Here is a 24,735-nt window from a genome sequence, read left to right as displayed (position 1 = left end):
CAGTGCACGCTGCAGTCAGCAGGGCCAAGACCGCAAGTACAGCCGCTCCAGCGAGACCAGGGCGCCCGGGTCTGGATCCTGAGGGATTCACATCGTGCTCCTGGGAATGGGTTCGGCAGGTCGTTCGTTCAAGAGGCCAAGGTGACCTTCCAACCCGAAGGATCCAGGACTTTGGCCGGCCTGTAGTCGGCGGCGACGTTGAGGATGATTTCATCGAGGGTGGTCTTCGGGTCGAAGCCGACAAGCTCGCGGGACCTGCTGTTGTCCGGAACGCGCCGGCGCATGTCCTCGTACCCCTCGGAGTAAGCCTGCTCATACGGAACCAGTATGATGGGACTTTCGCTCCCGAGGAGTTCAACGATCCGTTGGGCCAGCGTGAGAATGGAAATCTCGTAGCTCCCACCGAGGTTGAACGCATTCCCGTAGGCCAGCGGTTCCTCGGAAATACGGGTGATGGCCGGAACTATGTCACCGACGTAGGAGAAGCACCTTGTCTGCTGGCCGTCTCCGTACACCGTTAGAGGCTCACCGACGAGCGCCTGCCGGACGAGTCGCGGAACAACCATTCCATAGCGGCCTGTCTGGCGAGGTCCTACCGTGTTGAAGAGCCGCACAATAGCAACGGGCAAGCCGAATTGGCGCCAGTATGCATGCGCAAATGCCTCGTCAATGCCCTTGGCCGCAGCATAAGTCCACCTGGACTTGAGCGCAGATCCAAGGATGCGGTCCGCCTCCTCCGAAAGACTGTCCGAGGTGTTCTTGCCGTAGATCTCGCTCGTGGATGCCAGCAGCAGCGAGGCACCCGACTCCAGGACAGAATCCAGGACAACTTCGGTGCCGTGGATATTCGTGCGGAGGCTCTCCAGAGGGTGGTCCACAATCAGATTCACTCCGACGGCGGCCGCAAGGTGGAAGACCCTGTCGGCACCCGCCACAACTCTGTCCACGGCGTCCCGATCGAGAATGGTGCCCTCCACGAAGTGGAAGTTCCTGTGCCCGATCACGCCCTTGAGATTCTCGAGGCGTCCCGTCGACAAGTTGTCCAAGACCGCGACTTCGTCGCCGGCCGCCAGCAGATGCTCGACGAGGTGGCTACCGATGAATCCGGCACCGCCGGTGATTGCTGTTTTCATTTCTCCTGCTTCCGTCTAAAACCTGGTGGATCTAGAGCCGCGTTACGTTGTCGGCTTTGGGCAAGCGGTAGGTGGTGTCCAGGACTGCGGATGCTCCGGCCAGCCAGTCAAGGTCCATCTGGCTGTGCCTTGTGTGCAGGATCACCAGGTCCGCCCCCCAGTCAGCAGGCGATTGCTCGGATTGGAGTGTCCCGCCATGGCCGTCGGGCGCCGTCTGGCACCAGGGATCGGAGTACGCGACTTCCGCTCCGTCGGCGATCAAGGCTGCGATGATCTCCAACGCCGGGGATTCCCGAAGATCTTCGACATCGGGCTTGTAGGCAACCCCGAGGACCATCACGCGCGCGCCGGCAACACCGTGGTTTCGGTCCGACAGGATGCGCCGGGCCTTTTCCACCACCTGGTGCGGCCTGCCCGCAATTCCTGCCATAGCTTGTTCGATCACCGGTGCCGTCAAGCGGGCTTTGCGCAATTGCCACAGCAAGTAGTGGGGGTCGCAGGGGATGCAATGACCGCCGACGCCGGGCCCAGGTGTGAACGGCATGAATCCGTAGGGCTTGGTGGAGGCCGCATCGATGACGTCCATGACCTCCATGTTGAGTTCATGGCAGATATCGGCGAACTCGTTCGCCAAGGCGATATTGACGGCCCGGAAGGTGTTTTCCACCAGCTTTGTCATTTCGGCGACGTCCGCCGACGGGACTACGTGGACCAACTTGGTGCTCGCGCTCAGAAGCCGCTCGGCAGCTTCACCGCAGGCCGGGGTCACGCCGCCAACTACCCGGGGAACGTCTTCGTGTGAGAACGAGTCCACCCCGGGATTGATGCGTTCCGGCGAGAATGCAACGAACACGTCCCTGCCGGGGATGAGCCCCTTGGCAGCCAGCGGCAAAGCCAGCAGGTCACGCGTGGATCCCACATACGTTGTGGAGGTCAGCATCAGCAGCTGGCCGGTGGTGGCAAAGTCGACTACGGAGGCACAGGCCGCCCGGAGAATACCGAGGTCAGGGACCAAATACTCGTCAACCGGGGTCGGAACGCAAACAACCACGGCCGCCGCGTGGGCAAGCAATGACAAATCGCTGCTCAACATGAAGGTCGGGTCCAAGAGTGCGTTGCTGAGCCGCTCCTTGTCGGAATCCAGAAGATCTGCCCGCTGCTCGCGGATCACGGCCAGCCGGGCATCGGACACATCCAGCCCCAGGACGCGGCGGCCGGAGGCGTTGATGGCCAAGGCCGTGGGCAGGCCTACGTAGCCCATGCCCACGATCGCCACGTCGAAAGTGAATGCCTGGTCCTGCGTGGTTGTGGCTGTTAGGCCTCCCTCCGGCCATGCCGGTGCCGGCGCGTGCACGGACTGGGAGTTCCCGCTAAGCCCTGCCTTGAGGGTCTTTACCTTCGTGTTCGGTGCCATCGTCAGTCGACCTCCCGGTGCCTGATGTCTCCAGTGTGAAAAAAAGCCGGCGACGAAACGGGATGTGCCCTGGTCTCAGAGGGCAGATGACCGCCCGCCGCCGGCTCGCTTGTGGGGGTACCCGCTGAATGCGGGATACCGGTCGCATCGGAGCTGATTTCTCGCCGGATTACCGGGTGGTCTTCCTGTAGCAAAGAATTCTTCCTGCGTTTCATCTCGAGACCCACTTGTCCCCAATTGAGTGGCGATTGCCATCAAGAACGAGCGTATTAACGAACCCCTAGGGCGGGCGCGAGTGGGCTCTACCCGTCTTTGGATGCGCTGCGCCGCCCGAATCTGTTGACTACCCGTCCGGGCATTCTTAACCACTCGATTCGGTACTCGCTTTGGTCCCCGCACCCTTGATATCCGAGCGCGGACGACGGCGGAGGGAGACGACGCGGGAAACGTCCTCCGGGCCCAGTGGGCACCGGAGTTTACTGCTAGCCCAGGTTCTCCGTACCGTCGGCACCGTTCATCAAGTCTTCACGGTGGCTAATGCCCAGCTTGGCAAACATCCGGTAGAGGTGGCCTTCAACGGTGCGCAATGACAGGCCCAAGCTGACGGCAATGTCCTTATTGCTTGACCCCGACCGCACAAGCGTTGCGATTTCCTGCTCTCGCCGGGTGAGCTTCTGGAGGTCGGGCGAGGTCCCCTCGTTAGCCGGACCTGCCTTGTCGAGGGCAGCGGTGCGGCGCTTGAGAAGTCGCTGTCCCTCAAGCTGGCGCGCTTTGTCCCCCCTGCTTTCCAGGATCCGAAGGGCGTGAACCGCGCAATCAGCTGCGGCGAGTTCCATGCCCTCTTTGGACGCCGATTCGCTGAGCTCAATGAGTCGATCCGCGTCCTTGTGCGTGAGGGCCAGCCCAACGCTCAGGGCAAACTCCGCAGTGCGGCCTTCACTGCCCTCGGCTACCGCGGTCAGCCTGCGCCCAACGCTCGGGTCTCCCAGTCTCAGGACCAACATCAGGATGTCAATCTCGGCGCCTATTGCGCCGTCCGCGGCGGCCGAATCCGCAAGGGACATGAGCCGCGCGATCGCCACTTGCGAGCCGGTCTGTTCCGCCCTCGCCACTGCCGCATGGCCCTGGGCCAGCAGCGAGGGATGCACACCTTCCCGGATCATTGCGTCGTACTCGCTTGAGTACGACGCAGCGGTGTCACGGCGTTTCAGGATCGACGCCGCGTACGCGGCGGCAGCAACGGCGTCGGGCAGGTCGCTGCCCATGTCTGAGACCCGCAGCATGCTGACCGCTTGGCGAAGCCGTGGCAGCGCAAGCCCCAGGTCTCCCCTGCGCAAGTCCACTACTCCGGCCGCCAGGTGGAGCATCCCGCCCGAATAGATCAGCGAGTTCGGTCCTTGGGAAACATGATTCCTGAGGAAGGCGTCGAGAACGTCAAACTCACCCGCCTGTTGCAGGGCCAGGATGTAGCAGCGCATGACAAAGCCCGCGTATTGGAGGCTCCAATCGCCGCTCGTGGCGACCATCTCCTGGATGCCCATCAGAATCTGGAGGGCTGAGACCGGCCGGCCGGTGACCGCCATGGCCTCCGCGAGGAGTGTGCCCGCCACCAGGCGGGACTCGTCGTCATCGGTTTCGTTCCAAATCTGGCGGAGCTCACGCTCCGTCTCGACATAGTGGCCTTCCGCTTGGAGGCCTTGCAGCGAAAGGAGCCTGCTTCCCAGCTTTCCGCGTTCCAGTTCCCCGGGGTCAATGCCCTGCGGAGCCTCAGCGAGCCTGGCGAGGGCCGCCTCCCATTCGTAGGCTGCCTGCTTGATGGCGTTCGGCCCGACGCCTTGGCGTCCGGCAAGTTGGGCCGCCAACATCGATGCGTGCCGGAGCGTCCGCGGATCACTCGTCCGGTCCACTACCCCGGCAAGAGACGACACCGATCCCCGAATATCACCGCGGTACCATTTGGCCCGTGCCACCTCTACTTGGGCGGCGAGTCGCAGGGACGGATCCTTGATCGCGCCGGCCACTCGTTCCACGTAACTAGGGATGAACAGCCGATTTGCCAGTTGGGCCGCTTCCAGGATGTCGGCATCCGGGACCTTGGTGCCCGATTCCAGCCCCCATGAAACGTAGCGCAGCAGGCCGTCCATGGTCTGCGGTTTGGCCCCCAGCAGGTCCACGATGCGCCGTCGGATGGTCATGCTGTGGGCAGTGGGGACCAGCTGGCGGATCACTTCGCCGACCAGCGGCTGGGCGAGCCGGACATGCCGTGCGGGATCGGACGCGATCTCTATGAAATGCAGCTCCTGCAGTTCATCCACGGCGCTGGAGTAGCTTGCCTGTTGCACAACGTTCAGCGGCACGGGCTCTGCCAACGCTACGGTTTCCAGGGTCTCACGCTGTTCGGGTCCCAGGAGGAGGATCTGGTTTCTCACCAGGTCCATCAAACGCACGCTGGTTCCCCGAAGCTCACCCGAAAGCATCCAGGCGTCGTTACGGCAGACCAACTGGCCAAGTGACTTGGCGTGGTCAATGAGCTCCAGCAAGAACATCGGGTTTCCGCCGGAGTACTTGCAGAGCAGGGCGCTGGCGCCTTGGACGACGGGCCCGTCCAAGGCCCGGGCGCAAAGTAGGTTTACTTCCTGCTCGTTGAGGGGATGCAAGTCGAATCGATCCACGAGTCCCTCGGACCACATCGAGAAAACCTCTGCTGGCGGGGCAGGATACGGACGGCACAAAAACACGACTTTGGCGGCTTCCGCTGCAGCCAGCTGCGCCAGGACAGCTACGCTGCTGTCATCGATGTGATGTGCGTCCTCAACGATCAGGACGGCCGGTGCCGGGTGCGGCTGCCCTGCCGGGTTCAATGCCGCGACGACCGCCCTCAGGACGGACAACGGCTCGTTGATCTGGCCCGGGGTCAGGGCGGTCAGCAGTGGTGCCAGGGCCGCAAAGGGTACTGATGCCAGAGTCGGGCCCGCAAAGACCCTGAAGGGGCGGATTCGGTGGCCCAGTTCATGGACCACTTCGTTAATCAGTGCGGTCTTGCCGATGCCTGCATCGCCGAAAAGCAGCGCCCCCGGGCCGTTGACATCGAGAAGGCAATCGACGACGGCGGCCATGACGCTGAATCGTCCAACCAACGGTTCGGTGGAAACCACCTCAGTCATTGCGCACCACCTTCAACGCTGCCAAGGGCAAAGCTCAGTTCCGAGCGTTCTACGATCTTCAGCTTGCCGAAGATCTGGTAGAGGTGCCCCTCTACCGTGCGTACTGAAACGTGGAGCTTCGCGGCGATACCCTTGTTGCTTTCCCGTTTCGCCGCCAGCTTGGCAATCTCCAACTCGCGCGCAGTCAGCTTCAGTCCCTCTTGGTGGCCGCTCTGCGGCGTGCGCAGGTGCTGCCTGCAGGTCTCCGCGAGCTGCCGTGCCTTCCGGAGTGCCGTCTTGTCCAACTGGACGTGTTCCAGATGCAACACGGTCTCGGCGATATCGAAGGCGAACCTCTCGTTCTGCATGTCTTCGGCCAACCGTGCTGCCTCAAGAAGAAGCTCGGCGCTGCCCGATATCATCGCCCTCGCGTACACGGCGCACAATTCCGCGAATCGGCCCTGGCAACTGAGTGCCGAGTCCAGCAGCCGGGGAGCGGCCGCCACAGCACCCAGACGAACGGCTGAGCTGAGGCAAAATATCTCGTGACCGGGCGCTCCCTCGTTCCGGTCGGCGTCGGCCAGGCGGAGAAGTTCCTCGATGGCGGTTTCGGGGCCTTCGAGGCGCTCCCGGGCCAACGCCGCGAGGTACTTTTGCGTCCGCTCCTTCCGCCACGTCGGCCTGCGCTGCTGGGTGGAAGCTTCCTTCAGGTAGCCCAAGGCTTGGTCGGTCTCACCCTGTAATGCCGACGCGTAGGCAGCCGCAGTGCAGGCGGCATCCAGCATGCCTTCGTTGTCCTGGACACGCAGCTGGCTTATCACCGGAATGAGCGCTTCCATGCCGTCTTGGGCCCGTCCCTGGAGGCAAAGGAAGATCGCTTTGGGAAGATCAATGGCCGTGGGGAGTGCCTCGGCCGACGAGACCAAGACGTCGTCGTCCGGCTGGACCATTTCCCCTGCCTTATCCCACCTTCCGGCAAGCACGAAGGCGAACCTGAGGCGCGATGTCGCGCGGCGGGCCGCCGCGACCGAAACGGCAGGATCATGACAATCGGCCATCAGTTGCTCGGCCATGTCCGCCGCATCGGATTGCCGTCCCGTCAAGGCCCAGGCCTCGCACAGCCAGCTTCCGGCGAGTAAACGGAACTCCGTGCCGTGGGACTCAAAGTCTTGAAGTACCTCCTCCAGCTTTACTGCCATCTCGGCGTAAGAACCCGAATAGCTGGCTGCCTGCGATTCGGCCAGGACAAGTTCCTCCCGAAGTTCGGCGATATCCTGCCCTCCGCTGGCCGTCGCAGTTCCGTCGTCCAGGCGCCGTCGGACGTGTGCCAAGGTCTCGCAAGCCTGGGCAGTGGTTTCATATCGGGCCAGAAATACCGAGCTCTCGGCGAGTTTGAGCCGTACCCATTCAGACAGGGTGGCCTCATCCCCGGGTGCCTCCCGGTGTTGCCTCAAGACGTTCCGGGCACCGGCCACGTCACCCAGCGTCATCAATGCGTGGGCTTCCTCGGCTACAGCCGCAGGCATCAGGGAGTGGTTTGGAATGGACCGGACCAAGCGCAAGGCCAGCCGCGCGTCAAGTTGCCGATTCGCCACGGCGGCAGCGTCAAGAGCTTCTTCCGTACCGAGTTCGGCTCCGCAGTCCAATGCCCAGGAAGCCATGTGCAGCAACATCAGGCGTTGGCCAAGGGACGGATTCGTCGCCTGGGTCAACATGTCCCGCAGTTCGTTGCTGCGGCCGGGAGGAACGTTCGCCCGGACCACGTCGCCCACGAGTTGGCTTTGCAGCCTGGCCATCCTGGGCAGCGAATCGTCCACCACAAGGACGCCCCTTTTCTCAAGGGAATCCACATCGTCCGGTGACGCGAGCGCCAGCAGGGATTCCAAGGGGACGGCCTTTGCCAATGAGAGGATCTCCAGGACTTTGCGCTCGCCGCTGCTCATCCGGCCAAGCCGGGTGGTGATGAGATCCGTGATTGCCCGGCCGTGCAGTTCGCTCCGTGACGTCAGAACCCAGACGCCGTCGCGCTTGAGAAGCGCTCCCGATTCGGAGAGCTCTGCCGCGAGCATCTTGAGGTAGTGGGGGTTGCCCCCGCTGGCTGCCCAAAGGGCGTGGGCACCCGACGGTGAGACCTTTGCTCCAAGCCCGGCCTCGAGCCAGACGTGTGATTCCTGGAAAGTAAGTGGTTTGAGGTCTATCCGGTTCAGGAAGCCGTCGCCGCAGAGCCTCGTGATCTCGCCACAGAGCCGCTGCGGATCAGTGCAGGTCAGGACAAGCTGTGCAGCGCCGTTCCGCGCGAGTTGGGCCACCGTCATGGCCGCCAACTCATCCAGCTCGGACGCATTTTCAATGACCAGGTACACCGGCTTTCCCTCGGCACGCTCACGGAGTAAGGCGGTGAGTGCTGACAACACCAGGACAGGATGCGCCAGGTACCCCGGGTCAAGATCGCTCAAGAGAATATTGAGGGCGCCGTACGGTGACCCCGCCAGCGCGGCGCTGCCACGGATGACGACCACGAACGAACGCCCGCGAATTTCGTTCACCGCGCGGGTGGTCAAGTAGCTCTTGCCGCTCCCGGACGGCCCCGTAACGAGTACGCCACCCTTGGATGCGGCGAGCGCAAGTGCGATGTCGTTGACAGTGGCCCTTGGTCCAATCGGCGGCCACGCCATCGAAACCGATTTGCCCTCACTGCCGTCCTGTGAGGATGGAGACGAAGATGCGTCGAATGCCTGGTACCGCGACCCGTTTCCGGACCGAGCGGCGTGGACCGTGGATGCACTGCCTGCTGTCAACATGAGCGAGACCCCCAGTGATCGAGTGGTGACACCCCCCAATTAACCAGCTTGGCGTCAGCCCCACACCAGTAGTGGGTACTCGACTTTCATACGGCCCGATACTCGTATGCGGGTATGAGTACCCCCGCGGCGGGTGGTGGCTACTCGGCGCCGGCAGTGGCGTTCCCGCGAAACGAGAGTGCGCTACTATTGCTTCGCGTCCTTCCTCCGGTTCAGCCGGCCTCTGGTGTCCCTTGCGCGACGGCGACAGCCCCGGGAAGTTCTTCCCTTCCGGTGATCCCCAATTTCGAGTAGCACCGGTACAGATGCCCTTCGACAGTGCGGACCGAGATAAGCAACGTGTCCGCAATCTGCCGGTCGCTGAGGCCCTGGACCGCCAGATTAACTATGTCCCATTCCCTCTTGGTCAGTCTTGGAGACACCGATTCGCGCTGTGTTTCCTCGCCTCCCTGACCCAACTCTTCGTTGCAGCGCGCCAGCCCCGCCCGCGCGAGCGCCGCGAGTTCTTTGGTGAGTCCACGATCCGGGGCATCCAGCGCCAGGCTGTAGGACCTTGCGGCCAAGTGGTAGACAGCGGCTGATTGAAGCTTCTCCCCCGCCGACAAATACCGGGCAGCACCGCCGAATTTGAGTGCCAGCCCGTACTCAGCGAGGGATTCGGCCCATCCGCCCTCAATTGCGGCCGCAGTTTCGCAAAACCGGTCCAGCCTGGTGGTGTCTCCCAGGCCAAGCGCCAGCTCCAGGGCATGTAGTTCAAGGAAGGTAGCGCCTTCTTTCGCTGCATCGTCAGCGTTGACATGCAACCCTTCGACGCCGGAGCCGTCACCTTTGAGGAGTTCAATCGCGGCTTCGAAAAAGCTACTTGCTTGAGCAGTCAGAAGATGCATGCCGTGTTGCCCCCAGGACTTGCAGTCCGCCCTGAACCGTTCAGCTTCAGGCAACCCGGCGCCGGCTGCCGCATAGAATGCCATGGCGGCACACAGACCGAAGAGATTCTGCGGATCGCTGTCCCTCAGGGCTTCGAGGCCGGCAGTGAGCAGCGGCAAGGCATCGCCGGATTTTCCCTGCCTGATGGCAATATAGCCGAGCACTACGTAGGCCGCCCCGCCAAAGGAAGCCATGGCGACCCCCGACGATTCGTAGTAGCTGTCGAGGAGCTTTTGAGCGTCCGCCCAGTCCCCGGCAGCCAAAGCGCAAATGACGTGGCGGGCAGCGATGAACTCGGGGACGAAGAATATGTCGTTCTCCTGGGGCTGTTCCACGGCGGCAGCTTCCAGCGCCAGCAGCTTCCCTTGGCGCCCGAAGCCGAGGGCGCAGAGCCGCTCTGACTTCAGGGACAACGCCAGGGCCTTGAACAGAACCGCAAAGGAGCCTTCTAGCGATTGATCTTGAAGGAGGACGCGCTCCAAGTCCGGGCCCATCCGCCGGTATTCACCGTCCAAGGAACCAGCAACCAGGCCCATGAGGGAAACAGCGAGTGGCACAACGGCTTTCACGTCCGGGGTCTGCTGCCCCTGGAGGCCTGGTTGCTGCTCGCCCCATTCGCGGAAAGCCTCGGTATCGGCCAGGATCAAGGAAGCGGGTTGCCCCACCGCGGCACGCGTGACGGCACGAAGCAGGCTGCCGAATATTAGGTGGGAGGGTCCGGCGTCGCCGTCCAGGGTTTCTTGGGCCAGGACTGCCGCGGCCTCGTCGCGGCGGCCAAGATTGAAGTACGACCTGGCCATGATGGCTTGAGCAACCGTTTGCCACTGCATATCCCGCACGGCGGTCGCCATGCGCAATGCCGTCTCGCTTTGAAGGAGCCTCCCGGCAAGGACCGCCGCTCTGATCAGGAGACGGTCGGGCACGTCCGCCCCGCAGTCGAGGGACCACGTAACCATCCGCAGGAGGGAGTCCGGGTTGTCTTCCATAACGTCCATCCGGGAAATCAATTGGCGGTGCAGTTGCAGGCTCTGGGCCGCTGGGACGACGCCGCGAAGTACCTCTCCGTAGACGGGAGAGACGAGCCGGAGGGTTGGCAACCCATTGCCGGAGGGCTTGATCAAATGCTGGTCCACCAACTCCTGCACGGCCGATTCACCGGCTACAACGTTGATCAGCTTCTCGTCCACCGGCTCGGCCAGTGCGATCAAGCTCAGGGCATCCCTGCCTGCGGGCGAAATGCGCATCAGCTGAAGCTTGACCACAGCCTCCAGCTTCACAGTATGGATGGGTGTCGCGGCTGTTTTGAGCCAAACACCGTGCCGCTGAACAAGCGAACCCGAGCTTTCGGCTTCCCGAACAAGGGTCTTCAACAGCAGGGTGTTGCCACCGGCCTCTGTCCAGAATCCATGGCTGGTGCTGCTCAGCACGATTCCCCCCAACAAGGCCTCGCACAGTTCGTGGCCTTGCTCAGCCGTCAGGGGCTCCAAGTCAAACCACTCAGCGGTTCCCTCGTGCCACAGGCGCAAGAGGGGTCCCGGAACCCCAGGCCGGGGAACGCATGCGGCCACGATTTTGGCCCATCCTGCCTGAACAAGCTCCGTAAGCATCCCGCACGTGGCATCGTCCAGGTAATGCGCATCATCCACCAGGAGCAAAGCTGGACCGGTACCTCTGCGGATGCTCTCAAGGTGAGCCCAAAGGGCACGCAGCACGGCGACGCGGGATGAAATGTCGGCAACTGAAAGTTGTGCAAGATACGGGGCCAACACCCCATAGGGGACGGCAGTAAGTGACGGACTTCCATGAATCGGGACTACCGCAAAGTCCTTGCCGAAGATACTCCCGAGCTGGGCTAGAAGGGATGACGCGCCGAGGCCTGAATCGCCAACGATGAAGACAGCCGAACAGTCGTCCGCACGGATTGCGGTCGTAATTCCAGTGAGCAAGTGCCCATAGTCCAGCCAAGGTTCAAGCGGTCTCGTGCCACTTTCTCGGGCAGGACCATGCACCGCCGCAGCGTTGTCATGCCTGCGCGGTTCCTTCAAGCTCGCTCCTTGATGAGATGCCCATTTTCGTGAAGATTTGATAGAGGTGGCCTTCAACTGTTCGGACGGAAACCTGAAGTTGGTTGGCCACCTCCTTGTTACTCAACCCTTGACTGGCCATCTTTGCAACCTGCCGTTCCCTTTCCGTCAGTTCTGGTCCGAAAGTATGCGGTGTAAGGGGGAGTACCGGAACGGTGCCGACCAGGCGGTCCAACCGCTGCTGGGCGAGCCTGGCGGATGATGAATCGCCAGCTTCCCGGGCGATGTCCAGTGCCAGTACGGCGCAGCGCGACTCCACCGCATCCAACTTCAGCTCCTGGGCGACGGAGGCGGCAAGCAGCAACGTCTTCGGGTCCTTCTTTCGGCTTCCTTCCGCCACCATCCGGTTCACGGCCGCCATCTTGCCTTGGCGGCGCGATGAAACCTGCTCCAAAAGCAAAAGCTCCTCGTCAGTACCGTGGACGGTGGCCCCGAAGAGGCTGATGGACGCCGTTGTGGTCCGTCCTTTCGCCAGGTCCCGGTTGGCCGACTCGATCAGGGTCTGCTTCGCTCCAGGATCCTTCAACCAGCGCCGCGCCATTTTGACACAGAATTCGGCCATCCATGCGGGAAACCACGCCGTCTCCCCTTGCCCTTTTTCCGCCAATTCGAGAAACGTCCGGGATTCCTTCACGTCGCCGGCCTGCGCATAGGCAAAGGCCAGCGCGGAGTAAGCCAGTGCGGGTCCGTAGTAGTTGCGTCTGATCTCCAATTGCGCCTGGGCTCCCAGAAGTGTGTCAATCGCCACTGCGGCCCGTCCTGCGTAGGTGTAGGAAACCCCCAAGGCAAGCTCGGCCGCTCCGCCGAGGTAGTGAATGTTCTTCGGCCGCTGGTCGAGTGTCGCTGTCAGCATCTGGGCCAATTCTTCCCATTGTCCGCTGCACAGCAGTGCGGCAAACAGGCCTTCGGACAACCAGTTGTGCAAACGGGGCTGTGCCTTTGCCCGCTGTATTTTGTGCTTCAGCTCGCGCGCCAGTTCGATTGCCTCCATTTCCCTGCCTAGTACCGCCCAGGCCATCGTCAGCAAGCTTCCGCAACTCAACCTTTGTTGGAGGTCGTTGCCATCCCGGTATTCTTGCTCCAAGGCTTCAGCAACTTCCAAATACTCGCCCTGATGGACCTGAAGCTCAAAACGGGCGAGCTTGAGCATCCCACGTGCTCGCTCAAGTTCGGCGGCATCAGTGCCGCCCGCTTGTGATCGGCGGGCAAGTTCCTCCTCCGCATCGGCGATCAGACCGGGAATTTGCAGGTGCCCACCCGGAATCCACAACAGCGCGCTGCAGAGCTCCTGGACATAGTCCGCGTAGTCGTACGCCGAAAGGCGCCGAAGTTGCTCGGGCGTCACATCCTCCAAAGCGGCGACCGCAGCCTCGTGCTCGGCCAGGATGACGTGGGAAACACAACGTTGCTGGGCCGCGGCCACCCACTCCTTGTCTGCCCGCCCAATCTGCCGGGCACATTCCAAGGCGAACCAAGGATCGAATTGCCTGTTCGCGGCCGTCGCAGCGGCCAGGGCCACCGCGGGTTCCAACGTTTCGCGTACGTTCAGCGTGGAGGAGGCAAACCCCAGGAGGGACTCGGCGTCCAGGTCCTGCGTAATGCCACCGATAACCCCGGCGGCTAGCCGGCGCAGTTCATTCCGTCGTGGCAGGTCCATCCAGCCTCGAATGACCTCACCCATGTACTCCTCGCGCAGCGCCACACGGCGGGCGCCTGACGGTTCGATGCGAAGATAGCCGGACCACTCCATCTCCGCAACCACTTCAGGTTCCAGAACCTCCAACAGCACGGCGAGTGGGGCTGTCCGGATGAGGGCAAGCAACTCCAGCGCTTCCTGGACCGCTGGGGTCTCCCGGGCAAGTCGGGAACGGACCAGATCGGTCAGGACTTCCGCGGAAGAAAGATGGATTTCTCCTTTCATCGCCCAAACCTGTCCGGCCAAATGCAGGTTGCCCGAGCGAAGCTGCTCGGTGACAATGGCTTGGAGCACCAAGGGATTTCCACCGCTGGATGCATGCAGGGCACTTGCGGCAGTTGCGGTCACTCGTTTCCCAAGGACGCCCGTGAGCAATTTGGCCACTTCCGCCCGGGAAAAAACCTGGAGCTGAACTTCGTGGAGCAGCCCGTCCTTCAGCAACCTGATCAGGTCTTCCGGCATGTCAGTGACTTGGCGGACAGTAACGAGGACTTTCGCCGTGCCACTAATTAACAAGTGCACTAGTACGGCCGTGCTCATGGTGTCCATTGCGGGAAGTTCCGATAGGACCAACAGCACTTCGCGCCCCGCGGCGTCCGAACTTATCATTTGCGATATGCCGTGGATGATCGCCCCGGGGGAATCTCCAGCATCGGCGGGCAATCGGGCGACCAGATGTGCCAGCGACCCAAAGGGAGTTGTGGTGTCCGCTGAACCGTGGAGGTGCAGTACGTGTGTCTTTGGAGCGAGCCGTGCCTCTACGGAGCGGGCGAACGTCGCTTTGCCAACGCCCGGCGCTCCAACTACCACCACTCCATAAAAAGATGGCTCGCCAAGCGCTTCAATAACCGTGCTCTGAAGATCCTGCCGGACCAGCGACGACCATTTCCGACGTTCTGCAGCGCCAAGGGCTTGCCGCTCCGTTGGGTGCCGCCCTATTTCAGATTCCGGTGTTGCTCGCAATTCAGATCACGCTACCTTCGTAGCTCTGGCGGACGTGACGTTCAGCGTGTCGTTTGCTTTCGTATTTCCCTTGAGCCCCAGCAGTGATTTGCAAAGTATCATAGCGATCCCCCCGAATCAATTAGTCAGTCGGCGAGCCATCAGGGTACTTGTTAAACAATTGAATTGGGTACTTGGGAATCAACTGCACGCCCCGGGAATCTCCGCGCGGCCGCGCTGCCACAATCAGCGTGTTCCAAGCTCCGGTGGTCGGCCCACGCCGCCAGGGTTCCCTGGCCGAGCGAAGCGAGGCAAGGGCGGCGGCGGCGGGGACTATGCCTTCACAGCGTGGAATCTCTGTTGGGCGGCAAGCAGACCCTCAGTCATCAATACTTCAACGGCGTCTGCCGCTTCATCCAGGAGGAATGGCAGCTCTTTCTTTTCCGAGGATCCAAAATCCCTGAGGACATAATCCGCCGTGTCCATCCGGCCAGGCGGCCTGCCGACGCCCACACGGACCCGCAAGTAGTCCTTGGTTGCCAAAGCCTTGGAGATGTCCCGCAGGCCGTTGTGGCCGCCTTCTCCACCGCCGATCTTCAACTTGACGGTGTTGAAGGGAATATCAATTTCATCGTGCACCGCAATCACGTGGTCTGGAGCGATATCAAAGAACTTGGCGAGGCCGGAAACCGGGCCACCGGAGACATTCATGTAGCTCATTGGCTTGGCCAACACCACCCGCGGCCCCCCGATCCCCAGCCTGCCCTCCACCACTTGCGCCCGCGACTTGTGGGTCTTGAAACTTCCGCGCATGCGCGAAGCAAGCTCGTCCAGGACCATCTGGCCGACGTTGTGGCGGTTGTGGCTGTATTCACCGCCGGGATTGCCAAGGCCGACAATCAGCCAAGTGTCTGTCATGGAGTCATCCTAGGGAATCAAGAGGGTGGACTGAAAAAGAAGTGGCCGGGACCCCTCAGGGACCCGGCCACTCGCAAAGGCCTATGCCGCAACTAGTCGGAACGACTAATAAACAGAAAGACTACTCAGCGGCAGGAGCTGCCTCTTCCTCGGCTTCCGAAGTGGCCTCCGAGATGTGGATGATGAGCGTCTCGGGATCGGTCAGCAGTTCCGAACCGCTCGGCAGGACGATATCCGAGGCGTGGACGTGCTCGCCGGCCTTGCGGCCTTCGATGCTGATTTCGACGAACGTCGGCAGATGCGTAGCCTCGGCTTCGAGGGAAACCGTAGTGGCTTCCTGGTTGGCGACGGCGCCGATGGCAGCTTCACCAATGACGTGCACGGAAACGTCAACGGTAACCTTTTCGCCCTTGCGGACGGTCAGGAGGTCGATGTGCTCGATGATCTGCTTGATCGGATCGCGCTGGATGTCCTTGACCAAGGCCAGGTGCTCTTCGCCGTTGATGTCCAGGGACAGCAGGGCGTTGGAAACGCGGACGGCCAGCGTGGTGGCGCGGCCCGGCAGGTTGATGTGGATGGGCTCCGCGCCGTGACCGTAGACGACGGCCGGGATCTGGCCGGCCGAACGGGCGCGGCGGGCGAAACCCTTGCCGAATTCGGTGCGCAGTTCTGCTGCGAGCTTCTGCTCAGACATGTGTACTCCTTGATTACTGTGGCGCCGGCACAATGCCAGGCAAGTCGATCAGCAAGGGCGGAGGTCTGTGGTGACCTTCCACGCCCGGCGGAATGCCAGCCGCAGAGCAGCCGGTCCGCCTTCGTTGAAGGAGATTTCAGACCCAGTCGATAACGGAGACCCGCAATCCGGATTCACGTAGAAACGCGATCAGGATGTGCTCTCCCTCGCCAAGGTATCCCCAAGAGCTTAGCAGTCCCGCACGATTGCGGAAAACCGAGGAAGCTGTTAAGCGTTGCCGTCGAAGAGGCTGGTGACAGAGCCGTCGTCGAACACTTCGCGGATGGCGCGTGCAATCAATGGTGCGATCGACAGCACGGTGAGCTGCGGGAAACGCTTGTCTGCCGGAATGGGCAGTGTATTGGTGACAACAACCTCGCGGGCGCCGGAATCGGCCAAGCGCTGCGCCGCCGGTTCGGAGAACACCGCGTGGGTGCAAGCGATGATGACGTCCTTGGCACCGGCGTTCTTGAGGACCTGGACGGCGCCGGAGATCGTTCCGCCGGTGTCGATCATGTCGTCGATCAAGACGCACGTGCGGCCTTCGATCTGCCCGACGACGGTCTTCGAGACAGCCTGGTTCGGCACCGTGAGGTCGCGGCTCTTGTGGACGAACGCCAGCGGCGCGCCGCCCAGGCGCTCGGCCCACTGTTCTGCCACACGGACGCGGCCGGTGTCCGGCGAGACAACCGTGATGTTGTCCGCTTCGACCCTGGTGCGGATGTAGTCGGCAAGCAGCGGGATGGCCATGAGGTGATCCACAGGACCGTCAAAGAACCCCTGGATCTGGGACGTGTGCAGGTCCACAGACATGATCCGGTCCGCACCGGCAGTCTTGTAGAGGTCTGCCACCAAGCGGGCGGAAATAGGCTCGCGGCCGCGGCCCTTCTTGTCCTGGCGGGCGTAGGGGTAGAACGGAGAGACCACGGTGATCCGCTTGGCCGAAGCGCGCTTCAGGGAGTCGATCATGATCAACTGCTCCATGAGCCAGTTGTTCAGTGGGGCCGGGTGTGCCTGGATGACGAAGGCATCGGTGCCGCGGACGCTCTCCGCCGATCGCACGTAGATTTCACCGTTGGCGAAGTCGTAGGCGTCGATAGGGAGGAGTTCCGTTTCCAGCTCCTTGGCGATTTCCTGCGCCAGCTCGGGGTGCGCCCGTCCGGCAGCGAGAACTAGTTTCTTCTCGCCGTGTGCGGTAATTTCGCTCATGCCTGTATGCCCTCTTCTGTGATTGCCTGGGTACTTGATGAATCGGGGGTGGCAGCGGAGCCCAGCGCGGCTTGCGCCAGCTGGGCCGAGTTACTGCCCTGGCGGTTGGCGATGACCCAGCCTTCGGCGTTCCGCTGAGGGGCAACGCTCAGGGTGAGGGCTCCGGCGGGAACGTCCTTGCGGATGATGGCGCCAGCGCCGCTGTAAGCGCCGTCGCCAATCGTTACAGGAGCCACGAAGACCGTGTTGGAACCGGTCCGCACACCGGAGCCGATCACCGTGCGGTGCTTCTTCTCGCCGTCGTAGTTGGCCGTAATGTTGCCGCAGCCGATGTTGGTGTCCTCGCCGATCTCGGCGTCGCCGGCATAGCCGAGGTGGGACAGCTTGGAGCCGCGGCCGATCGTCACGTTCTTGGTTTCGTAGAAAGCGCCGATCTTGCCGGTCTCTCCCAGGACCGTGCCCGGGCGCAGGTACGTGAACGGACCCACACTGGCCCTGGCACCGATCGTGGATCCCGAGCCGTGCGTGCGGGTAACTTTCGCGCCTTCGCCCACCGAAACGTCGGTGAGGGTCGTGTCTGGCCCGACGACGGCGTCGCGCGCAACAGTGGTGGCGCCGTGAAGCTGCGTGTTCGGCAGGAGGCGGACGTCTTCGTCCAGGGTGACGGTGGAATCGATCCAGGTGGTGGCCGGGTCGACGACCGTGACGCCGGCACGCATCCAGGCTTCGATGATCCGGCGGTTGTGCTCGGCTCCGAGCGCGGCCAGTTGGACGCGGTCGTTGGCACCCTCCACCTGCCAGCGGTCCTCGGTGACGACGGCGGAAACCCGCCCTCCGGCGTCGCGCGCCAGTTCGAGGACGTCGGTGAGGTACTTTTCGCGCTGGATGTTCTCGGTGGTCACCTTGTGCAACTGCGTGCGGAGAACCCGTGCGTCAAAAGCGTAGATACCCGAGTTGACCTCGCGGATGGAGCGCTCGGCGTCGCTGGCGTCTTTGTGTTCGCGGATGCCCAGTACCGTGCCGTCCTCGCCACGAAGGATGCGGCCGTATCCATTGGCGTCGTCGAGGATGGCGGTCAAGACCGTCACGGCATTGCCTTCGGATTCGTGCGTGGCGACAAGCTCGGAGAGGAGGGAACCGGTCAGCAAAGGAACATCGCCGTACGTGACCACTACCGTTCCGGTGAGCTCGGACTTCGCATCGAGGGCGTCAAAGGCTACCTCGACGGCACGCCCGGTTCCGGGAACATCGTCCTGGTCCACAATGACGGCGTCGGGATCGATCAGCTCAACGTGCGCGGCGACGAGGTCCCGTTCGTGGCGGACCACCAAGGCCAGCTGCTGGGGATCGATGGAACGTGCGGCAAGGATGGCATGCGCCACCATGGAACGTCCACCGATTTCGTGGAGAATCTTGGGAGTCCGCGACTTCATGCGCGTACCGGCTCCGGCAGCTAGGACGATTACAGCGGCGGGGCCAGTAGTATCGGGGCTCACGAAGTCGCTCTCCTTGCTCGGTTACGTCCGGGCGAACCCGGCTGCGGCATCTGCTCTATCCTACTCTTGCCGATTCACAGCCTTCCGCGCAGCCAATGGACAGCTTCGGGAGAGACAGTGCCTTCAGAGGCGGTGCCGGCAGATCACCGACAAGTTCCGCCCATAGGATTCGAACCTATACTCCACGGCTCCAAAGGCCGGGGTGCTGCCATTACACCAGGGCGGACCGTGTGCGCGTGGCCCTTGCGGACGCACAGCCCGCGGGTTCCCGATTGACCGGGTCGCACACACAAGAATCTAGTTTGCCATGACCATTGCGGTGTTCGCGACTTGGCGCATCACCGAGTCCTTTCCGACCGTGCTGACGGGACCCTCCAGGAGCCGCTTCACGCTTGACGTGAGGCATGATAGATGCGTGAGCAACAGCACAGGACTTCCCCGGCGCTCGTCGGGTTCCAGGGTGATCAACCACCCGCCCTCAGGCCAGGTTGTACGTGCCCGGATGACTGGATCCCAACGCCGTTCCCAGCTCATCGAGATAGGCCGTGGCCTCTTCGCAGCCCGCGGCCTTGATGCCACCACCATTGACGAGATCGCAGTGGCCGCAGGAGTGTCCAAGCCTGTCATTTACGAGCACTTCGGCTCGAAGGAAGGGCTCTACACGCAGGTGGTGGAGATCGAATTCCGCATCCTGCTGGAGGCCATCAACGAGTCCCTGGCCGCCGAAGCCAAACCACGTGTGCTCGTTGAACAGGCGGCCCTTGCCTTGCTTGGCTACATAGAAGAGCGGAGCGACGGCTTCCGGATCCTCATGCGGGACGCCCCGCCTTCCCAGCCCGAAGGCGCCTTTTCCACCCTGCTCTCCCACGTGGCAGACCGCGTGGAAGACCTGCTCGCCGACGAATTCTCCCGGCGCGGTTTCAGCGCAGCCGACGGCGCCATGTACGCCCAGATGCTCGTAGGCATGGTGGCTATGACCGGCCAATGGTGGCTGGACCACCGCGAGCCCGACAAACGCGCAGTAGCCGCGCACCTGGTTAACTTGGCGTGGAACGGCCTGACAGGCCTGCAAAAGGAGCCGGAACTGCGGAGCGAGGGCTAGGTTCTGGTTGCGTCCTGGTCATCCGGCAGCGCAGAGGATGCGGCCGCTCCGTCCCCTCCGACCTACTCCCCCAGCACCTCCGCCGCCTCGAGCCACTCGAGTTCCAGGACTTCCTTTTCTTCGAGGAGTTCCTGCAATTTGGTGTTCAGTTCGCCGAGGGCGTCGAAGTCGCCGGACTGGGACTTGGCGGCCATCTGGACGTGGAGTTTCTCTTCCAGCTGGGCGATCTTGCTTAACTGCCGGTCGATCCTGTTCAGGTCCTTCCGGGCCTCCCGCTTCTCTGCCTCGCTCGGCCCCGAAGCCGCAGCAGTCGAAGCTGAGCCGGTTGCCGCCGTCGGGCTGCTGCTCCGGCTTGAGGCGCCGCCAGACACTGCGCCGCTCGCAAGGGCGGCTTCGCGCAATTCCAAGTACTGGTCCACGCCGCCCGGAAGCCCGCGCAGCTTGCCGTCGCCCAGGAGTGCCATTTGGGAATCCGTGACGCGTTCCAGGAGGTAGCGGTCGTGGCTGACGACGACGAGGGTACCGGGCCAGCCATCCAGGACGTCCTCGACGGCGGCAAGGGTGTCGGTATCGAGGTCGTTGGTGGGTTCGTCGAGCATCAGGACGTTGGGCTCGCCCACCAGCAGGCGCAGGAGTTGCAGGCGGCGCCGCTCACCGCCGGAAAGGTCTGAGACCGGAGTCCACTGCTTTTCCTTCGTGAACCCGAGTTGCTCTACGAGCTGCCCGGCCGTGAACTCCTTGCCACCTACACTGAACGAGCGCTTTTCGCGCTCGATAACCTCGATCACGCGAAGGTCGGATACGTCGTCGATCTCCTTGACGTCTTGACTGAGCACCGCGGTGACAACAGTCTTGCCCCGCTTGACTTTGCCGGAACTCGGCGCGATCTCCCCGTTGAGCAGCCTCAGCAGCGTGGATTTTCCGGCACCATTGACGCCCACCAGTCCAAGCCGCTGCCCGGGCGCGAGGCGCAGGGTGACGTTGTCGAAGAGCTTCTTGCCGACATCACCGCCCACGAAATCAAGCGAGACGCCCTCAAGGTCAAGCACGTCCTTGCCGAGCCGGGCGGTTGCCATCTTGCTCAAGGCCACGGAGTCGCGCGGATCGGGGACATCGGCGATCAGCTCGTTGGCGGCCTCAATACGGAACTTGGGCTTCGACGTGCGGGCCGGGGCGCCACGACGCAGCCACGCCAGCTCCTTCTTGACCAGCTGTTGCCGCTTGCTTTCGACGACGGATGCGCTCCGGTCACGCTCGGCGCGGGCCAGCACGTAGGCCGCATAGCCGCCGTCGAACGGGTCCACCATGGCGTCATGCACTTCCCAGGTCCGGTTGCAGACTTCGTCCAGGAACCAACGGTCGTGGGTCACCACAAGGAACGCGCCTTGGTTGGCCCGCCACCGGGTGTTCAGATGCCGGGAGAGCCAGGCCACGCCTTCCACATCGAGGTGGTTGGTGGGTTCGTCGAGCATGATGACGTCGTGGTCCTCGATGAGCAACTTGGCCAAGGCCACTCGACGCTTCTGCCCGCCGGAGAGGGCATGCACGTTGGCGTGCCAATCGACGTCGGCAACCAGGCCGCCCATGATTTCGCGGATTTTGGGGTTGGCTGCCCATTCGTGGTCCGCCTGGTCACCGACGATCGCGGCCCCCACCGTGAGGTCGCCGTCGAGCACATCGGACTGGTCGAGGTAACCGACATTTACGTCGCCTCGTTTGGTCACGCGACCAGAGTCCGGTGTCGAGCGCAATGCCAGCAAGCGCATGAGCGTGGATTTGCCGTCGCCGTTGCGCCCAACCATGCCGATCCTGTCGCCGTCCTCCAAACCAAGGGTCACGCCGTCGAGGATGGTACGGGTTGCGAACGAAACGGTGAGGTTTTCACCGCCGAGCAGGTGGGCCACTGGGTACTACTTTCTGGTGTGAACAATCAGGAAAGTCGCTGCTTGACGAAAAAATCGCCAAGGCGGGTTGTCATAGGAGGGTATCGGAGATGATCCGGGCGCCGGGCACCGGTCCGTGAACAGCAAGGGCGTTGTGCCCAAGATGCCGCAGGTCGTCGGCAAGTCCCCGGGCCGCGGAAGCGTTGTGCGCGAGCAAAGCCACAGTGGGGCCCGAACCGGAAACAATCCCTGCGAGGGCGCCGTTCGACTCCCCTAGCCCGATGGTGTCCCGCAATTGCGGAGCCAGCTCGATCGAGGCGCGCTGGAGATCGTTGATGAGGACCTTGCTCAGGGCGCCCGGATCTCCGTTGCGCAGCGCCTGCAGGATCTTGGCATCGACCTCGAGCGGTTCGGGGATGTCGAGTCCTTCGGCATTCCGGAGCCTGTCCAGCGTGTGGAAGACCTCGGGCGTGGAGAGACCGTAGTCGGCACAGACCAAGACCCAGTCCATTTGCGCTTTTGCGAGGGCCGGTGACAGTTCGTCGCCGACGCCAAGCCCGACGGCGGTGCCTCCAAGCAGCGAGAACGGTACGTCCGCGCCCAGCTCGGCCGCAAGATGGGCAAGTTCTTCGCGTGATAAGCCACTGTTCCAGAGGGCATCGCAGGCCAGCAGGGTGGCCGCTGCATCAGCTGAGCCGCCCCCCATGCCTCCCGCGACCGGGACGCGCTTGGTGATTTCCAGGTGGACACCGGTGGCCTTCTCTGAGACGTCCCTCATGATGGCGGCGGCCTTGAAGGCCAGGTTCCGCTCGTCCAGGGGTATGTCCACCCCGTCGAGGTCCAGGGTGCTTGAGGGACTGATGCTGACCGTGATTCCCTGCCCCTCGGTGCTTGTAGCGGCGACTTCCTCATACAGGGACACCGCGAGATACACGCTGGCGACAGAGTGGTAGCCGTCCGGCCGCAGCGGGCCAACGTTGAGGGAGACGTTCACCTTGCCGGGCGCCCGGACGCGAACCGTCCGTGCGACGAAGCGGCCGCGGTTCACACCGCTGATTGCCGGATTCATGCGTCCAGGGGGTGGCGGGCCTCGGCGATGCGGACAAACGCGTTGATATCGAGGACCTCTCCGCGGGCAGTCGGATCAACGCCGGCGGCCACGATGAAACGTTCGGCCTCCGCCGCACTTCCTGCCCAGCCTGCCAAGGCCGCTCGGAGCGTCTTGCGGCGCTGGGCAAACGCGGCATCGATGACGGCGAAAACCTGCTCGCGGGTGGCGTGTGTTGCCGGTGGCGCGCCGCGCGTAAAGGACACCAGTCCGGAATGGATCTTCGGGGCCGGCCAGAAGACATTCATGCCGATTACTCCGGCCTTGCGCATGTGGCCGTACCAAGCGGCCTTGACCGAAGGGACACCGTAGATTTTAGAACCCGGACCCGCGGCCAGCCGGTCCGCCACCTCGTCCTGGACCATGACGAGCCCGTGTTGCAAGCTCGGGAAATACTGGAGGAGGTGCAGGACGACGGGCACCGCCACGTTGTAGGGAAGATTGGCCACGAGGGCGGTGGGCTGCACAGGAAGCTCCGTGACCTTCATGGCGTCTGAGAGGACAAGGTGGAAATCATCCACCGCGTCCGGGCGCCAAGCGCGGACCGTCTCCGGCAACTTGCCGGCCAGTACGGGATCGATTTCGACGGCGACAACTGTTTTGGCGGCGTCCAACAGGCCAAGCGTCAACGAACCCAGCCCCGGCCCGACCTCCAAGACGGTTTCCTGGGGGTCAATACCGGCGGCCGAGACGATTCTCCGGATGGTGTTGCCGTCAATGACAAAGTTCTGGCCCAGCGTTTTGGTTGGGCGGACACCGATTTCTTCGGCGAGCCGTCGGATGTCCGCAGCCCCGAGAAGGGGTGCGACGGCGGCGTGTTCGGAATTCGGTTCAGTCACCTAGGTATCGTATCGTCTGCCCGACTCACGGCAGCGCCCCTCTGCCATCTTCGCTTGCGCCTGCGTCGTCTTCGCAAATGAAAGGGCCGGGCCCGGAGATTCCGGACCCGGCCAATTTCATCGATGCTTAGCGGGAGGCTGCCCAGCCGCAGCCCCAAGGGGAAAGGCCGCGCTGCGCGTAAACGCGGTTGGCGATGTCGATTTGCTGGGCCTTGCTGGCGGCGGCCGCATTGGGAGCGTAGGCACCACCGCCGGAGCCGATCCAGGTCTGGATGTCGAACTGCAGGCCGCCGTAGTAGCCGTTACCCGTGTTGATGGCCCAGTTTCCACCGGACTCACACTGGGCAACCTTGTCCCACATGGCCTCGTTCGGTGCGCCAGTAGGTCCGGAGGCAACTGGCCCGGCGGCCGCAGGCTTGGGGCGCTCCATGGTTCCGACAGTCACCTTCGCGGAAACAGGGTTAACGGTGACGTCCGACGAGACCAGGGTCCGGGACGCTTCACGACCATCCACCAGGATGAGCTTGAACTTCTTGCTGAGCAGCCCGAGGACGCCTTCCCGGGTCACGGTTTTCTGGTCCGTGAACTGGGCCGGGTCTTGAGTGGTGACGGTATCGAAGGGAACGTTTTCCGTCTCGGTGGCGGTCTTGCTGGTGTCCACACGGGAAACCTTGACCACCATGTTCTGGACGACGGGGGCCGAGTTGGGCTGCGAAACGCGGTCGTTCGGGCCGAGCACGACGCCGGCATCGCTGAGGACAGTGCCGACGTCAGCCGCCGTCGTGGTCTTTGCGGAACTCTGACCGTCCACGATCAGGCTGATCGTCTTAGGGGTCATGATCGAGACGAACGATCCGGAAACTGCCAGCTGGGTGTCCTTGGGCTGGGAGACAGCCGAAGCGCTCGCGACGCCGAGTTCGGAAACGAGCCCCTCGACGTTGGGAGCCGTGGTGTTGACCGTCCGCTGTGCGCCGTCAAGGCTGACGGTGACGGCCTTGGCCAGGTTGACGTTGATGATGGAGCCGTTCTGCACCGAGGCGTCCAAAGCCGGGGAAACCCGGTCTTCAGCCTTCAGATCGACCTTGGCTGCCTTGACCACTTGGTCAACGGTATTGCCGAAGGTCTGGACGGAACTCACTTTGCCGTCGACGTTGAGGGTGACTGACTTGTTGCCGCCTGTGAAAGCAACCACACCAAGCACCAGTGCCGAAAGCACCAGCAGCTGCGCACCGACTTTGACGAAACTGAACTTGCCGCCCGTGGTGAAGAACTTAACCATGTTTGCCCGTAACTTTTGGACCATCCGG

15 protein-coding genes and 1 tRNA gene are annotated in these 24,735 nt (G+C 62.8%); 1 reads left to right on the top strand and 15 read right to left on the bottom strand.

What is annotated here, in order from left to right; translation table 11 throughout:
• Positions 1–128: 128 nt before the first annotated feature.
• The 11 genes from LFT43_RS05795 to LFT43_RS05745 all read right to left on the bottom strand — a co-directional run bounded on the left by LFT43_RS05795 (position 129) and on the right by LFT43_RS05745 (position 18,722).
• Entirely contained in the window at positions 129–1,133 is a 1,005-nt protein-coding gene (locus LFT43_RS05795) for a dTDP-glucose 4,6-dehydratase (protein WP_395801576.1), read from the bottom strand.
• 31 nt (positions 1,134–1,164) lie between these two features.
• Positions 1,165–2,547 (bottom strand): nucleotide sugar dehydrogenase, encoded by a 1,383-nt coding sequence (locus tag LFT43_RS05790; protein ID WP_395801575.1) that lies wholly within the window; start codon positions 2,545–2,547, stop codon positions 1,165–1,167.
• 482 nt (positions 2,548–3,029) lie between these two features.
• A complete protein-coding gene (locus LFT43_RS05785; RefSeq protein ID WP_395801574.1) occupies positions 3,030–5,711 on the bottom strand; it encodes a LuxR C-terminal-related transcriptional regulator in 2,682 nt (893 codons plus the stop codon).
• Complete coding sequence (locus LFT43_RS05780; protein WP_395801573.1) at positions 5,708–8,365, bottom strand: LuxR C-terminal-related transcriptional regulator; 2,658 nt, start codon at positions 8,363–8,365, stop codon at positions 5,708–5,710. The genes LFT43_RS05785 and LFT43_RS05780 overlap by 4 nt, the downstream gene beginning before the upstream one ends.
• Before the next feature lie 338 nt (positions 8,366–8,703).
• Entirely contained in the window at positions 8,704–11,463 is a 2,760-nt protein-coding gene (locus LFT43_RS05775) for a LuxR C-terminal-related transcriptional regulator (protein WP_395801572.1), read from the bottom strand.
• Complete coding sequence (locus tag LFT43_RS05770; RefSeq protein ID WP_395801571.1) at positions 11,441–13,747, bottom strand: LuxR C-terminal-related transcriptional regulator; 2,307 nt, start codon at positions 13,745–13,747, stop codon at positions 11,441–11,443. Before LFT43_RS05770 ends, LFT43_RS05775 begins: the two co-directional genes overlap by 23 nt.
• A gap of 726 nt (positions 13,748–14,473) precedes the next feature.
• Entirely contained in the window at positions 14,474–15,058 is a 585-nt protein-coding gene (gene pth, locus LFT43_RS05765) for an aminoacyl-tRNA hydrolase (RefSeq protein WP_395801570.1), read from the bottom strand.
• A gap of 121 nt (positions 15,059–15,179) precedes the next feature.
• The gene (locus LFT43_RS05760; protein ID WP_395801569.1) at positions 15,180–15,752 is read right to left on the bottom strand and encodes a 50S ribosomal protein L25/general stress protein Ctc; all 573 of its coding nucleotides are present in this window, start codon (positions 15,750–15,752) and stop codon (positions 15,180–15,182) included.
• A gap of 267 nt (positions 15,753–16,019) precedes the next feature.
• Positions 16,020–17,000: a ribose-phosphate diphosphokinase gene (locus tag LFT43_RS05755; RefSeq protein WP_028266439.1), complete on the bottom strand. Its 981-nt coding sequence runs from the start codon at positions 16,998–17,000 to the stop codon at positions 16,020–16,022.
• Positions 16,997–18,433 carry a bifunctional UDP-N-acetylglucosamine diphosphorylase/glucosamine-1-phosphate N-acetyltransferase GlmU gene (gene glmU / locus LFT43_RS05750; RefSeq protein WP_395802932.1) on the bottom strand — a complete coding sequence of 479 codons (1,437 nt, stop codon included), beginning with the start codon at positions 18,431–18,433 and terminating at the stop codon, positions 16,997–16,999. Before glmU ends, LFT43_RS05755 begins: the two co-directional genes overlap by 4 nt.
• Positions 18,434–18,650: 217 nt before the next feature.
• A tRNA-Gln gene (locus LFT43_RS05745) sits at positions 18,651–18,722 on the bottom strand.
• A gap of 189 nt (positions 18,723–18,911) precedes the next feature.
• Here LFT43_RS05745 and LFT43_RS05740 point away from each other — a divergent pair.
• Positions 18,912–19,598, top strand: coding sequence for a TetR/AcrR family transcriptional regulator (locus tag LFT43_RS05740; RefSeq protein ID WP_395801568.1), 687 nt, complete (start codon positions 18,912–18,914; stop codon positions 19,596–19,598).
• Positions 19,599–19,660: 62 nt separating this feature from the next.
• On the opposite strand, the gene LFT43_RS05735 is transcribed toward LFT43_RS05740, so the two are convergent.
• From LFT43_RS05735 to LFT43_RS05720, 4 genes are all read right to left on the bottom strand, one after another.
• Complete coding sequence (locus LFT43_RS05735) at positions 19,661–21,502, bottom strand: ABC-F family ATP-binding cassette domain-containing protein (protein WP_395801567.1); 1,842 nt, start codon at positions 21,500–21,502, stop codon at positions 19,661–19,663.
• Positions 21,503–21,572: 70 nt separating this feature from the next.
• A complete protein-coding gene (locus LFT43_RS05730; RefSeq protein WP_395801566.1) occupies positions 21,573–22,550 on the bottom strand; it encodes a 4-(cytidine 5'-diphospho)-2-C-methyl-D-erythritol kinase in 978 nt (325 codons plus the stop codon).
• Complete coding sequence (rsmA, locus tag LFT43_RS05725) at positions 22,547–23,428, bottom strand: 16S rRNA (adenine(1518)-N(6)/adenine(1519)-N(6))-dimethyltransferase RsmA (RefSeq protein WP_395801565.1); 882 nt, start codon at positions 23,426–23,428, stop codon at positions 22,547–22,549. Before rsmA ends, LFT43_RS05730 begins: the two co-directional genes overlap by 4 nt.
• 127 nt (positions 23,429–23,555) lie before the next feature.
• A complete protein-coding gene (locus tag LFT43_RS05720) occupies positions 23,556–24,707 on the bottom strand; it encodes a transglycosylase family protein (protein WP_395801564.1) in 1,152 nt (383 codons plus the stop codon).
• Positions 24,708–24,735: the final 28 nt, after the last annotated feature.

Source organism: Arthrobacter sp. FW306-04-A (genome assembly GCF_044358315.1).
In the GTDB taxonomy this organism is placed as follows: domain Bacteria; phylum Actinomycetota; class Actinomycetes; order Actinomycetales; family Micrococcaceae; genus Arthrobacter.
The sequence above is the reverse complement of the archived record's forward strand: the minus strand, read 5'-3'. Positions and strand labels throughout refer to the sequence as shown.